The sequence below is a fragment of the Aeromonas sp. SG16 genome (assembly GCF_024436135.1).
Classification (GTDB): domain Bacteria; phylum Pseudomonadota; class Gammaproteobacteria; order Enterobacterales; family Aeromonadaceae; genus Aeromonas; species Aeromonas jandaei.
In genome coordinates this window covers 26,314-38,161 of sequence record NZ_JANFNW010000002.1, presented here as the reverse complement: position 1 = coordinate 38,161, position 11,848 = coordinate 26,314, and the positions used below count along the sequence as shown (strand labels likewise).

The window sequence follows — 11,848 nt, the reverse complement described above, 5'->3', positions numbered from 1 at the left end:
GATAGATAGCAGCATTATCATCGAGGATGTACTCAATATGTCGCAAAATCACCGCATTCTCTTGCTCAACGGACCGAATCTGAATCTGCTGGGCAAGCGGGAACCGGGTATCTACGGCAGCAAGACGCTTGATGAGATCGTCGCCGATCTGACGCTCAACGCCAGCGAACTCGGTGTAACTCTGGAACATCTGCAATCCAACGCCGAACACGAATTGATCAGCCGCATCCATCAGGCCATGGGCCGGGTGGATTTTATCATCATCAATCCGGCCGCCTTCACCCACACCAGCGTCGCCATCCGCGATGCATTGCTGGGTGTCGCCATCCCCTTTATCGAAGTGCACCTGACAAACGTCCATGCCAGGGAGCCGTTCCGTCATCACTCCTATCTGTCTGATGTCGCCAAAGGGGTCATTTGTGGCCTGGGGGCCGATGGCTACCAATTCGCTTTAACCGCGGCCGTGCGCCATCTGCGCGCGGCTTGATAATCACTGATCAGATAAAGAAGAAAGAGAATGCTAATGGATATCCGCAAAATCAAGAAGCTGATTGAACTGGTTGAAGAGTCCGGCATCGCCGAACTGGAGATCTCCGAAGGTGAAGAGTCCGTTCGCATCAGCCGCAACTTCGCAGGTCAGGTAACTGCCGCACCGCAGATGATCATGCCGCAGGCCGCTGCTCCGGTTGCCGCCCCTGTTGCTGCTGCTCCGGCTGCCGCTGCACCGGCCGCAGATGCCACCCCGAGCGGTCACCTGATGCGCTCCCCGATGGTCGGCTCCTTCTACCGCTCCTCCAGCCCGGATGCCAAGCCGTTCGCGGAAGTGGGTCAGCAAGTCAATGTCGGCGACACCCTGTGCATCGTCGAAGCCATGAAAATGATGAACCAAATCGAGTCTGACAAGGCCGGTGTGATCAAAGCGATCCTGGTTGAAAATGGTCAGGCCGTCGAATTCGACGAGCCGCTGTTCATCATCGAATAAGGGATATCGCCACCCATGTTGGATAAAGTAGTCATCGCCAACCGCGGTGAAATTGCCCTGCGGATCCTGCGCGCCTGTAAAGAGCTCGGGATCAAGACAGTGGCCGTTCACTCCACCGCCGACCGGGAGCTCATCCATGTGCTGCTGGCCGACGAATCCATCTGTATCGGCAAGCCGGCCAGTACCGACTCCTACCTCAACGTGCCGGCGATCATCGCTGCGGCCGAGGTAACCGGTGCCGTTGCCATCCACCCGGGTTACGGCTTCCTCTCCGAGAACGCCGACTTCGCCGACATGGTCGAGAAGTCCGGTTTCGTCTTCATCGGCCCGCGCGCCGAGACCATTCGCCTGATGGGTGACAAGGTCTCCGCCATCGAGGCGATGAAGAAGGCTGGCGTACCTTGCGTACCGGGCTCTGACGGCCCCGTCGACAACGACGCCAAACGCAATGCAGCCATTGCCAAGCGCATCGGCTATCCGGTGATCATCAAGGCCGCCGGTGGCGGTGGTGGTCGCGGCATGCGCGTAGTGCGCAACGAAGCGGAACTGGCGGGCGCCATCGCGCTGACCAAATCCGAAGCGGGCCAGTTCTTCAAGAACGACATGGTCTACATGGAGAAGTACCTGGAGAATCCGCGCCACATCGAGATCCAGGTGCTGGCTGACGGTCAGGGCAATGCCATCTATCTGGGCGAGCGCGACTGCTCCATGCAGCGACGTCACCAGAAAGTAGTGGAAGAGGCGCCGGCTCCGGGCATCACCGCCGAGATGCGCAAGTTCATCGGCGAGCGCTGCGTACGCGCCTGTATCGAGATCGGTTACCGCGGTGCGGGCACCTTCGAGTTCCTCTACGAAAACGGCGAGTTCTACTTCATCGAGATGAACACCCGTATCCAGGTGGAGCATCCGGTGACCGAGATGGTCACTGGTGTCGATCTGATCAAGGAGCAGCTGCGCATCGCCGCTGGCCAGCCCCTGTCGATCACCCAGCAGGATATCCGCATCCATGGCCACGCCATCGAGTGCCGGATCAACGCCGAAGACCCGGCTACTTTCATGCCCTCTCCGGGCCTGATCAAGAGCTTCCACGTTCCGGGTGGTCTGGGCGTGCGTTGGGACTCCCACATCTATGCAGGCTACAAGGTTCCGCCCCACTACGATTCGATGATCGGCAAGCTGATCTGCTACGGCGAGAATCGTGACATCGCCATCGCCCGCATGCGCCATGCTCTGGACGAACTGGTAGTCGAGGGCATCAAGACCAACGTGCCGCTGCAAAAAGAGATCATGAAAGACGAAAACTTCCAGCACGGTGGTACCAATATCCACTACCTGCACAAGAAGCTGGGTCTGTAAGATCTCGCAGGCAGAACAATCACTTCCGGCCGGATAGCAGCCCGCTGCTTATCCGCAATCCAGCCGGGAGGCGGCTTCGCAAGAAGCCTCTGCTGAAAAAGGGCCATGGCGACATGGCCCTTTTTTGTTATCCTTGCGCCCCTCAAATTTGTCGGAGGCCAAGGTGAACCGTTTCGCTCTCGCCCGCCGGGAAGCTGCTTTTTGTCTGCTGCTGACCCTGCTCTACTTCTTTGCCTGGTATGGCACCGCCTATTTCATCCCAGTCCATCTGGAGCTGTGGGACATCCCGCTCTGGTTCCTGCTCAGCTGCATGGTGATGCCGCTCATCTTCATCATCCTCTGCGCCCTGATGGTCAATCGCCTCTTCGTGGATATCCCGCTCGATACCCACGCCAGCCCGCAGAAGGAGCCCCCCCGTGAATCTTGAGTTGATGCTGCCGCTCTTCATCTATCTGGTGCTGGTGCTGGGGGTCGGTTTCTGGGCCAGCCGCCACCGCGCCGGCGGCAACTTCGTGCAGGAGTACTTCATCGGCAACCGCAGCATGGGTGGGCTGGTGCTGGCGATGACCCTGGTGGCGACCTACACCTCGGCTTCCTCGTTCATCGGCGGGCCGGGCGCGGCCTACAAGATTGGTCTGGGCTGGGTGTTGCTGGCGATGATCCAGCTGCCCACCGTCTGGCTGACCCTGGGGGTACTGGGCAAGAAGTTCGCCATCATCGCCCGCCGGGTCAATGCGGTGACCATCAACGACATGCTGTGGGCACGCTACCGGAGCAAGGCGGTGGTGGTGCTGGGGTCGGTCACCATCATCCTCGCCTTTATCGCCACCATGGTGGTGCAGTTTATCGGTGGCGCCCGTCTGCTGGAGACGGCCACCGGCCTCTCCTACCAGCAGGGGCTGATGCTGTTTGCCAGCTGCGTGCTGCTCTACACCATCATCGGCGGTTTTCGCGCCGTGGTGATGACCGATGCCCTGCAGGGGATCATCATGCTGATCGGCACCTGTGCGCTACTAGCGGGAATTCTGGTCGCCGGTGACGGCCTGCCAAACCTTATTCACCAGCTCAAGGTGATCGATCCCAAACTGGTGAGCCCGCAGGGGGCCGGCGACATGCTGACCCAGCCCTTCATGCTGAGTTTCTGGATCCTGGTCTGTGTCGGGGTGGTAGGGCTGCCCCACTCGGCGCTGCGCTGCTTTGGCTATCGCGACAGCAAGGCGCTCCATCGCGGCATTCTGATCGGCACTGTGGTAAGCGCTCTGCTGATGTTCGGCATGCATCTGGCCGGAGCTCTGGGACGCGCCATCCTGCCCGGCATGGACAGTCCGGACAAGATCATGCCCTCCCTGATGATGGAAGTGCTGCCCCCCTGGCTGGCCGGGGTCTTTCTGGCGGCACCGATGGCGGCCATCATGTCTACCATCGACTCCCAGCTGATCCAGGCCTCCGCCACTCTGGTGAAGGATCTCTACCTCAACTATCTCAATCCGAAACAGGAGAAGCTGGAGGTGCGCATTCCGCGCCTCTCCCTGCTCTGTACCCTGATCCTCGGCACTTTGGTGCTGCTGGCGGCACTGCAACCGCCCGAGATGATCATCTGGCTCAACCTGCTCGCCTTCGGTGGCTTGCAGGCGGTATTCCTCTGGCCGCTGGTGCTCGGCCTCTACTGGTCGCGGGCCAACGGCCCCGGCGCACTGGCCAGCATGGTCAGCGGCATCGTCAGCTATGGAGTTCTGAGTCAGTGGGAGATCAAGCTGGCCGGCCTGCACGCCATCGTGCCGAGCCTTGCGCTGGCACTGGTGATTTTCGTGGTGGTCAGCCTGTTCACAGCCGCCCCCACGCGGGAAGTTCGGGCCCTTTTCGAGTAGCAATAACAAAAAGATAAATAAAGGGTTCCAAAACTATCCCCAAATGGGTGGTTTCCGGTTAAACTGTGCGCCAAGTCACAAAAGATTGCCGCAGTATGCCCGTTAAAGCCACTCGACAACTGATTACCCACTCCCTGCAGCGGCTCGGTTATGCCTTGCTGCTGCCGGTCTCCATCCTGCCGATGGCGGCCCTCATCTATCGGCTGGGGCAGCCGGATGTACTGGATCTGGCGGTACTCTCTCTCACCGGACAGGCGATCTTCAGCCAGATGCCGCTCATCTATGCGGTGGCCATCGCCTTTGGTCTGAGCCGGCAAGAGCTGGGCGGGCAAACGCTGGCGGGAGCGGTCAACTTTCTGCTGCTCAGCACGGCGTTCAACACGCTGGCGCCCAACCTGCACGCCGATATGATCTGCGGTCTGCTGGCGGGGCTCACCACCGCGATTGTCTACCCCTGGGTGCATCAGCAAAAGCTGCCCGGCTGGCTGCAGATGGCCAGAGGGGAGTTTCCCAGCGTGCTGGCTTCGGCGCTGGTCTGCCTGCTGCTCGCGGTTCCCCTCTCGCTACTCTGGCCACCGCTGGAGCGCGGCTTGACCCTGCTCACCTCGGATCTGCTCACCACCCCCTTCGGCGCCTTCTGTTTTGGCACCCTCAACCGCCTGCTCATTCCGCTTGGCCTGCATCAGGTGCTGGGCAGCGTGGTGGGGCTTGGCGAGAGCAACCTGCAGGCACTGGCTGCCGCCCAGCCGTTGCACGAGGGGTATATGGCTGGCCTCTACCCCATCATCATGTTCGGCCTGCCGGGCGCCTGCTTCGCCATCTGGCTGCACCGCCAGCGGATGCAACGGCTGCCGCAGGGGGGCTTGCTGCTTACTCTGGCGCTCACCTCGGCGCTGGTGGGGATCACCGAACCCATCGAATTTCTGTTCGCCTTCACCGCCCCCTGGCTGTTTCTGGCTCACGCCCTGATGACGGGGCTCTCGCTCGCCGTTTGCAGCGCGCTCGGCATCAAGGTGGGCAGCTACTTCTCCGCCGGCCTGCTGGATCTGGTGCTGAGCTATCAGGCGGGGGAGCACAGCTTCTGGATCATTCCGGTCGGTATCCTGTTCTTCGTCGCCTACACCCTGCTCTTTTATCAGCTGCTGGAGCGCGCGCCCCTCAGCATGCCGAGCAAGCCCATCGCCAAGGAGCACCCGCGCCTTGCGAGCGTGGTACCCACCGATCCGCAGATGCTGGCGATCCAGTACCTCAAGGTATTGGGCGGCATGGACAACCTGCAGGCGATGAGCGTCTGCCTGACCCGTCTCAGCCTGCGGGTGCGCGACATCAGCCGGGTCGATCAATCCCGCCTGCTGGAGCTGGGCTGCCTCTCCTGGATCGTGCTCAATGACCACCAGCTGGTACTGGTGCTGGGCCCCAGCGCAGGGCTTATCGAGGGGCAGATCCGCATGCTGGCAGAGCGCCAGTCGGTGCCGCTCGGTCTCAAGCCCAATCAGGAGTCGGCCAGCCAGAGCAGCTGGTAACAACTCAGGCAAATGGCAGCCGTTCGGCCACAAAGTCCATCAGGGTTCGCAAGGCGGGAGCGAGATGCTCCCGGCTCGGATAGATGAGATAGAAGGGGTTGGGCGGCACGGCGAGCTCCGGCAGCACCTTCTGCAATCGGCCACTCGCCAGATCCCCCTCGCAGACATGATGGGGCAGCAAGGCAATCCCCCCTTCGTTGATCGCCAGCTCCCGCAGCGCCAGCAGGCTGTTGCTGATGCAGGCACCCTGCGGCCGCCAGCCTCCCTCCTGCAGCGGCCAGAGCGGCAGCGCCGAGTGCACCAGACAGGCATATCGTCCCAGATCGCTCAATTGCTGCGGCATGCCGTGGGCCGCCAGATAGGCGGGTGCCGCCACCAGATGGCGCGGCACCTGACCGATACGCCGGCAGATCAGGCTGGAGTCTTTCAGCGGCGCTGCCCTCAGCGCCAGATCGTAACCCTCGCCCACCAGATCAAGCTGTTCATCGCTCAGGGTCAGCTCCAGTACCACCTCGGGGTAAAGCGCACGAAACTCGGCCAGGATCCGGCCAAGCAGCAGGGTACCGGTCGCCTCGGGGGCGGTGATCCGCACCCGACCTGCCGGGGCCGAGCGCAACCTTGCCATCGCCAGATTGGCGCTGCGAGCCAGCGTCAGCAGCCCCTGACAATGTTCCACATAGATCTCCCCCTGCGGGGTCAGGCTCAGCCTGCGGGTGGTGCGCTGCAGCAGCCGCACGCCGAGCTGAGCTTCGAGTCGCGAGATCTTCTGGCTTACCGACGATTTCGGCATCCCCATCAGCTCGGCCGCCCGGGTAAAGCTCCCCTGCTCCACCACAGTGGCAAACAGTCCCATCAACTCCAGATCGACATTGTTCATATATTCAAACAGTCTGTACCAATTACCCATCTTAATCAGGATAATTAACCAGACTAGAGTGAGTGGCAATCCCGAACACACCGATTTGGAAGGAACAACCATGAAAGCCATTGCCCTGACTCACTATCTGCCGAGCGACCATCCCGACTGCTTTATCGCCGCCGAGCTGCCCGACCCCACGCCGGGCCCGCGGGACCTGCTGGTGCGGGTCACCGCCACCTCTATCAATCCGGTCGACACCAAGGTGCGCGCCCCCAAAGCCAAGGTCGAAAACAGTCCGCGCGTGCTGGGTTGGGATGCGGTCGGTGAAGTGATCGCCACCGGCAGCGAAGTCTCCCTGTTCAAGGCCGGCGACCGGGTATGGTATGCTGGCGACATCAGCCGCCCCGGCAGCAACAGCGCCCTGCAACTTGTAGATGAGCGCATCGCCGCCCTCGCCCCCACCAGTCTGAGCGACGTGGAGGCAGCCGCTCTGCCGCTCACCGCCATCACCGCTTGGGAGACCCTGTTCGACCGCTTTGGCCTCACCCGCGAGAGCCGTGGCAAGCTGTTGATCATCGGCGGAGCTGGCGGAGTGGGCTCCATCGCCATCCAGCTGGCTCGCCAGCTCACGGGTATGGAGGTGATTGCTACCGCTTCCCGCCCCGAAACCCGTGAGTGGTGCCTCGAGATGGGTGCTCATCAGGTCGTGAACCATCACAAGCTGCAGGAGGAGTTGACCGCCCTTGGCATTACTCAGGTCGATGCCATCTTCTGCACCAATGCCACCGCCGAGCACTGGGCCACCATGGCAGGGCTGATCCGCCCGTTTGGCCATATCTGCACCATCGCCGAGTCCAAAGAGCCCTGGGATCTCTCCCTGCTCAAGAGCAAGAGCGTCACCTTCAGTCAGGAGTTCATGTTCACCCGATCCCTGTTCCAGACCCCAGACATGATCGAACAGCACAAGCTGCTGACACAGGTTGCCACTCTGGTTGATCAGGGCGTACTGCAGAGCACCCTGACCAAAACCCTGCCGGCCCTGACCCCGACCTCACTGGCAGAGGCCCATGCCGAGGTAGAAGCAGGTCGCATGGTGGGCAAGCTGGTGATCGACATGAGCGGCTTCTCCCGCTAATCCCTTGTGGGTAATTGCTGCACCATAGTGGTGTGAACTCACCAGTGCCACGCCCCAACAGGGGACGCAGCAACCAGAGAGCCAGACAATCACCACGCAGAACCTCCATAAAAGCCCCATAAAAGAGGGCCATCCCGTCGGGATGGCCCTAAATACCTGAACATTGGGGTAACAATCACACACATATCCTTCAGCAGGACATCAGGCTTTTGCAGCTGGCGTGCCAACTATGCCGGTTGCCTTGCAACTTCCCATCTTTGAGCCAAAAAAAATGCCACCTGACGGTGGCAGTGAAAAATGACGGAACTTGAGCAAAGCGTTCGGCGAAAACCGGTCATCTTCGCCGCTACAGAGCAATACAGAAACCGTGCCAATTCGGCAAAGCCTCCTCATGACACCGCCATCGCCCGCTCCGTACGGGCAAACCACGACAGCACACGCCCATGATGATAGAATCGCGCGGTTTCACATTTATGAAGAGTCGACGCCATGCCCTGGATACAAATTCGAATCAACGCCACTGCCAAGACCGCAGACAAGGTGAGCAACATGCTGCTGGGGCGTGGTGCCCAGGCGGTGACCTTTATGGATGCCAAGGATGTGCCCGTCTATGAACCCATGCCCGGTGAAACCCCGCTCTGGGGCGAGACCGAAGTAATGGGTCTGTTCGATGCCGAAACCGATCCGGCCCCCACCATCGCCTTCTTCCAGCAGATCTTCGGCGAAAACGTCGGCTACAAGGTCGAGCAGCTGGAAGACAAGGACTGGGTGCGCGAATGGATGGATCACTTCCACCCCATGCAGTTTGGCGAACGCCTCTGGATCTGCCCGAGCTGGCGCGATGTGCCGAACCCCGATGCAGTCAACGTGATGCTGGATCCGGGTCTGGCCTTCGGTACCGGTACCCACCCCACCACAGCGCTCTGCCTGCAGTGGCTGGACGGGCTGGATCTGGCCGGTAAAACCGTGGTCGACTTTGGCTGCGGCTCCGGCATCCTCGGCATCGCCGCCCTGAAACTGGGTGCTGCCCGCGTTATCGGTATCGACATCGATCCGCAGGCGATTCAGGCCAGCCGCGACAACGCTGCACGCAACGGCGTCGCCGACCAGATTGAGCTCTACCTGCCGGCCGACCAGCCGCAAGATGTCGAAGCGGACGTGGTAGTCGCCAACATCCTCGCTGGCCCGCTGCGCGAACTGGCACCGCTGATCGCCGGCCACGGCAAAGCGGGCAGCCTGATGGCCCTCTCCGGCGTGCTGGAAAGTCAGGCTCCGGAGCTGGAAACCATCTACGGCCAGTGGTTCGAGATGGACCCGACCGCCGTCAAGGAGGAGTGGTGCCGCCTCTCCGGCCGCAAGCACGGCTAAGCGCGGTCAGCTTTGACGCCCACCTCATGCAATCAGGGCTCCCGTTCGGGAGCCCTGATTGTTTTGGCCTGCCAAACCCACCGCCGTTGATGCTCCCTGTTGATACGAAGAGGTTTGAAGGCGATATGGCACTTCTCGAACACCCCCATTCGAAGGCACTACTCACCCAGTTTCCGTTAAGATGGATCCCCAACTACACGCTATCGAGAGGGATTTCTTATGCGGATTGCCATTCTGGATGACTATCAGGATCAGGTGCGTCACCTCCCCTGCTTTGCGCTGCTGGCAGCTCATGACGTCATTATTCTCAACCAGAGCGAACCCGATCCGGCGAGACTTGCCGCCAAGCTGACAGGCGTGGAAGCGCTGGTGCTGATCCGCGAGCGCACCTGCATCGACGAACAGCTTCTGACTCAACTCCCCTCCCTTAAACTCATCAGCCAGACCGGCAAGATCAGCCAGCATATCGATCCCGCTTTATGCCAACGCTATGGGGTAGCCATTGCCGAAGGCATCGGCAGCCCGGTAGCACCTGCCGAGCTCTGCTGGGCACTCATCATGGCTGCCTCGCGCCATATTCCCGCTTACAGTCACGCTCTGAGCCAAGGCCAGTGGCAACAGTCCGGAGATCTGGGCCTGGGCCGTACCCTGCAAGGGTTAACCTTGGGTATTTGGGGCTATGGCAAGATAGGCCAGCGGATCGCCCGCTACGGCAAGGCATTTGACATGTCGGTGTTGATATGGGGCAGTGACGCTTCGCGCAAGCAGGCCGAACTGGATGGCTATGCCAGCGCCTCCAGCAAGGAGGCGTTTTTTAGTCAGGCCGATATCCTCTCACTGCATCTGCGCCTGAGCGAGGCTACCCGCGGCTGTGTTAACCTGGCCGATCTCGCCCTGATGAAAGCGGACTCCCTGCTGGTCAATACCAGCCGGGCCGAACTTATCGAGCCGGGCGCGCTCTATGCCGAGCTCAGTAACCATCCGGAGAAGCGGGCCGCACTCGATGTCTTTGACACCGAACCGGCCACACAGGAAAACGAGCCCTTGCTGCGCCTGCCAAATGTACTGGCGACGCCTCATCTGGGCTATGTGGAGCAAAACAGCTACGAACTCTACTTTCGCGTGGCTTTCGAGAATGTGCTGGCCTTTGCCGAAGGCAGACCCACCAATCTGGTTCTGCCCGTATCGGGCGGGTGATCACGTTACTTCTGCCGCATTGGCGCCAATATCCAACCTTCCGGCAGATAAAGGAAAGTAACCGCCATGAACGAATATCAGAAGATGATCAGCAGCCAGCCCTATAACTGCATCGACCCGGAATTGATAGCGATACGGCGCGAGGCGGCGGCACGCTACCGCCGTTTCAATCGGGCAGAGGAAGAGGATGCACAGCGGGCACTGTTGCAGGAGCTGGTCGGCGAGCTGGCAGAGGGAGCCTTTATCTGTCCGCCCCTCTACTGCACCTATGGCCGCCACATCCACCTTGGCAAAAACAGCTACATCAACATGGGTGCCACCCTGCTGGACAACGCCCCCATCCGTATCGGGGCCGAGGTGATGATCGGGCCAAACGTGCAGATCTATACAGCGGCCCACTCACTGGAGGCCGATGAGCGGGTGCAAGGGGTCGAGACGGCGCTGCCCATCACCATAGAAGACCGGGTCTGGATCGGTGGTGGGGCCATCCTGCTGCCCGGGGTCACCATAGGACGGGAGGCAATTGTCGGCGCCGGAGCAGTGGTCACCAAAGATGTGCCGGCAGGCGCCAGAGTGGCGGGCAATCCAGCCAGGATCCTGCCAGCCAGGAGAGTGGAACGAACCAGCTGACGCATCACTGCAAACATACGCTGCCCGTGCCAGCAAACGCATAACCCCATAAAAAATAAAGCCCAATGTCACGAAGACGTTGGGCTGTTTAAAAAGGTGCTACGGAATTGCGACTCTCATCGCAGAAAAATTAGAAGGAGTGCCCTTCTAAACTGGCAAGAGGGATATTAATAGATGCGAAAACGTTTTACATAGCGAAATACACCAGGATTGAGAGGCGTATCTCACTATTTAAATAATTACCTGCTACGCCCCGCCGACCCCCTTGGAGCCGTTTATTTTCTCCTGCCACTCTGGTTACTATTCACGGTTAAACAAAAAGCCCCTGCACTGAGGGGCTTTCTCTTTTGGACTATTTACCGAGCAACCTAGAAGTGGCGGACAAACTGCTCGATAGGCAGTTCACGCAGCTTGCGCGCTTCCAGCATGGGGGTACCGAGGTAGAGGAAACCCACCAGCTGATCTTCTGCCGCCAGTCCCAGCCCCTTGTTGATCTGCTCGTCGAAGATAAACCAGCCGGAGCGCCAGATGCCGTTGAAACCCTGCGCCAGTGCCGCCATCTGCATCGCCATCACGGCGCAACCGGCAGAGAGCTCCTGCTCCAGCTTCGGCACTTTGGGGTGCTCCTGATAACGGGTTGCTACCGCGATGACCAGCGGTGCCCGCAGCGGCGCCTCGCTGCACTTCTTGATGCTCTCTTCATCCTCACCACGAGCACGGGCCGCCTCGGCCAGCAGCTTGCCCAGCCGCTCGCGGCCTTCCCCTTCAAACAGAATGAACTGCCAGGGAGTCAGGGTGCCGTGATCCGGCGCGCGCAGCCCCGCCTTCAAAATATTGTCGAGCACCTCGCCAGCAGGAGCGGGATCGGCGAGACGGCCACAGGAGTGGCGGTTGAGCAGCAGGGTGAGGGCATCCATGGGCAATTCCTTC

At 60.5% G+C, this 11,848-nt stretch carries 12 protein-coding genes; 10 read left to right on the top strand and 2 right to left on the bottom strand.

Annotated elements, in window-relative coordinates:
• Positions 1-37 precede the first annotated feature (37 nt).
• From aroQ to NOM67_RS07250, 6 genes are all read left to right on the top strand, one after another.
• The gene (gene aroQ / locus NOM67_RS07275; protein ID WP_255935429.1) at positions 38-487 is read left to right on the top strand and encodes a type II 3-dehydroquinate dehydratase; all 450 of its coding nucleotides are present in this window, start codon (positions 38-40) and stop codon (positions 485-487) included.
• 36 nt (positions 488-523) lie between these two features.
• On the top strand, positions 524-982 hold the full coding sequence (gene accB, locus NOM67_RS07270; protein ID WP_033114124.1) for an acetyl-CoA carboxylase biotin carboxyl carrier protein: 459 nt from the start codon (positions 524-526) through the stop codon (positions 980-982).
• A 15-nt stretch (positions 983-997) separates the two neighbouring features.
• Positions 998-2,338: an acetyl-CoA carboxylase biotin carboxylase subunit gene (gene accC / locus NOM67_RS07265; protein ID WP_033114123.1), complete on the top strand. Its 1,341-nt coding sequence runs from the start codon at positions 998-1,000 to the stop codon at positions 2,336-2,338.
• 163 nt (positions 2,339-2,501) lie between these two features.
• A complete protein-coding gene (locus tag NOM67_RS07260; RefSeq protein ID WP_033114122.1) occupies positions 2,502-2,765 on the top strand; it encodes a YhdT family protein in 264 nt (87 codons plus the stop codon).
• On the top strand, positions 2,755-4,206 hold the full coding sequence (gene panF / locus NOM67_RS07255) for a sodium/pantothenate symporter (protein WP_255935428.1): 1,452 nt from the start codon (positions 2,755-2,757) through the stop codon (positions 4,204-4,206). Before NOM67_RS07260 ends, panF begins: the two co-directional genes overlap by 11 nt.
• A 95-nt stretch (positions 4,207-4,301) precedes the next feature.
• A complete protein-coding gene (locus NOM67_RS07250) occupies positions 4,302-5,729 on the top strand; it encodes a PTS transporter subunit EIIC (protein ID WP_041207944.1) in 1,428 nt (475 codons plus the stop codon).
• Between the two features lie 4 nt (positions 5,730-5,733).
• Here NOM67_RS07250 and NOM67_RS07245 read toward each other — a convergent pair whose 3' ends face one another.
• The gene (locus tag NOM67_RS07245; protein ID WP_215803140.1) at positions 5,734-6,606 is read right to left on the bottom strand and encodes a LysR family transcriptional regulator; all 873 of its coding nucleotides are present in this window, start codon (positions 6,604-6,606) and stop codon (positions 5,734-5,736) included.
• Between the two features lie 100 nt (positions 6,607-6,706).
• On the opposite strand from NOM67_RS07245, the gene NOM67_RS07240 reads away from it, so the two are divergent.
• From NOM67_RS07240 to NOM67_RS07225, 4 genes are all read left to right on the top strand, one after another.
• Positions 6,707-7,723 (top strand): zinc-binding alcohol dehydrogenase family protein, encoded by a 1,017-nt coding sequence (locus tag NOM67_RS07240; protein WP_255935425.1) that lies wholly within the window; start codon positions 6,707-6,709, stop codon positions 7,721-7,723.
• A gap of 489 nt (positions 7,724-8,212) precedes the next feature.
• Positions 8,213-9,091: a 50S ribosomal protein L11 methyltransferase gene (gene prmA / locus NOM67_RS07235; RefSeq protein WP_041207941.1), complete on the top strand. Its 879-nt coding sequence runs from the start codon at positions 8,213-8,215 to the stop codon at positions 9,089-9,091.
• 219 nt (positions 9,092-9,310) lie between these two features.
• Positions 9,311-10,288 (top strand): D-2-hydroxyacid dehydrogenase family protein, encoded by a 978-nt coding sequence (locus NOM67_RS07230; protein ID WP_255935412.1) that lies wholly within the window; start codon positions 9,311-9,313, stop codon positions 10,286-10,288.
• Positions 10,289-10,354: 66 nt separating this feature from the next.
• Entirely contained in the window at positions 10,355-10,918 is a 564-nt protein-coding gene (locus tag NOM67_RS07225; protein ID WP_043850094.1) for a sugar O-acetyltransferase, read from the top strand.
• A gap of 368 nt (positions 10,919-11,286) precedes the next feature.
• Here the strand turns inward: NOM67_RS07225 and NOM67_RS07220 are convergent, their stop codons facing one another.
• Positions 11,287-11,835 carry an NAD(P)H nitroreductase gene (locus NOM67_RS07220; RefSeq protein ID WP_156852451.1) on the bottom strand — a complete coding sequence of 183 codons (549 nt, stop codon included), beginning with the start codon at positions 11,833-11,835 and terminating at the stop codon, positions 11,287-11,289.
• Between the last annotated feature and the right edge of the window lie 13 nt (positions 11,836-11,848).

What these genes read in the sequence shown, in the direction of transcription:
- NOM67_RS07220 (WP_156852451.1), bottom strand. Translation starts at nt 11,835, where the DNA reads ATGGATGCCCTCACCCTGCTGCTCAACCGCCACTCCTGTGGCCGTCTC.
- aroQ (WP_255935429.1), top strand. Translation starts at nt 38, where the DNA reads ATGTCGCAAAATCACCGCATTCTCTTGCTCAACGGACCGAATCTGAAT.
- accC (WP_033114123.1), top strand. Translation starts at nt 998, where the DNA reads ATGTTGGATAAAGTAGTCATCGCCAACCGCGGTGAAATTGCCCTGCGG.
- NOM67_RS07240 (WP_255935425.1), top strand. Translation starts at nt 6,707, where the DNA reads ATGAAAGCCATTGCCCTGACTCACTATCTGCCGAGCGACCATCCCGAC.
- NOM67_RS07230 (WP_255935412.1), top strand. Translation starts at nt 9,311, where the DNA reads ATGCGGATTGCCATTCTGGATGACTATCAGGATCAGGTGCGTCACCTC.
- NOM67_RS07225 (WP_043850094.1), top strand. Translation starts at nt 10,355, where the DNA reads ATGAACGAATATCAGAAGATGATCAGCAGCCAGCCCTATAACTGCATC.
- prmA (WP_041207941.1), top strand. Translation starts at nt 8,213, where the DNA reads ATGCCCTGGATACAAATTCGAATCAACGCCACTGCCAAGACCGCAGAC.
- accB (WP_033114124.1), top strand. Translation starts at nt 524, where the DNA reads ATGGATATCCGCAAAATCAAGAAGCTGATTGAACTGGTTGAAGAGTCC.
- NOM67_RS07250 (WP_041207944.1), top strand. Translation starts at nt 4,302, where the DNA reads ATGCCCGTTAAAGCCACTCGACAACTGATTACCCACTCCCTGCAGCGG.
- NOM67_RS07245 (WP_215803140.1), bottom strand. Translation starts at nt 6,606, where the DNA reads ATGAACAATGTCGATCTGGAGTTGATGGGACTGTTTGCCACTGTGGTG.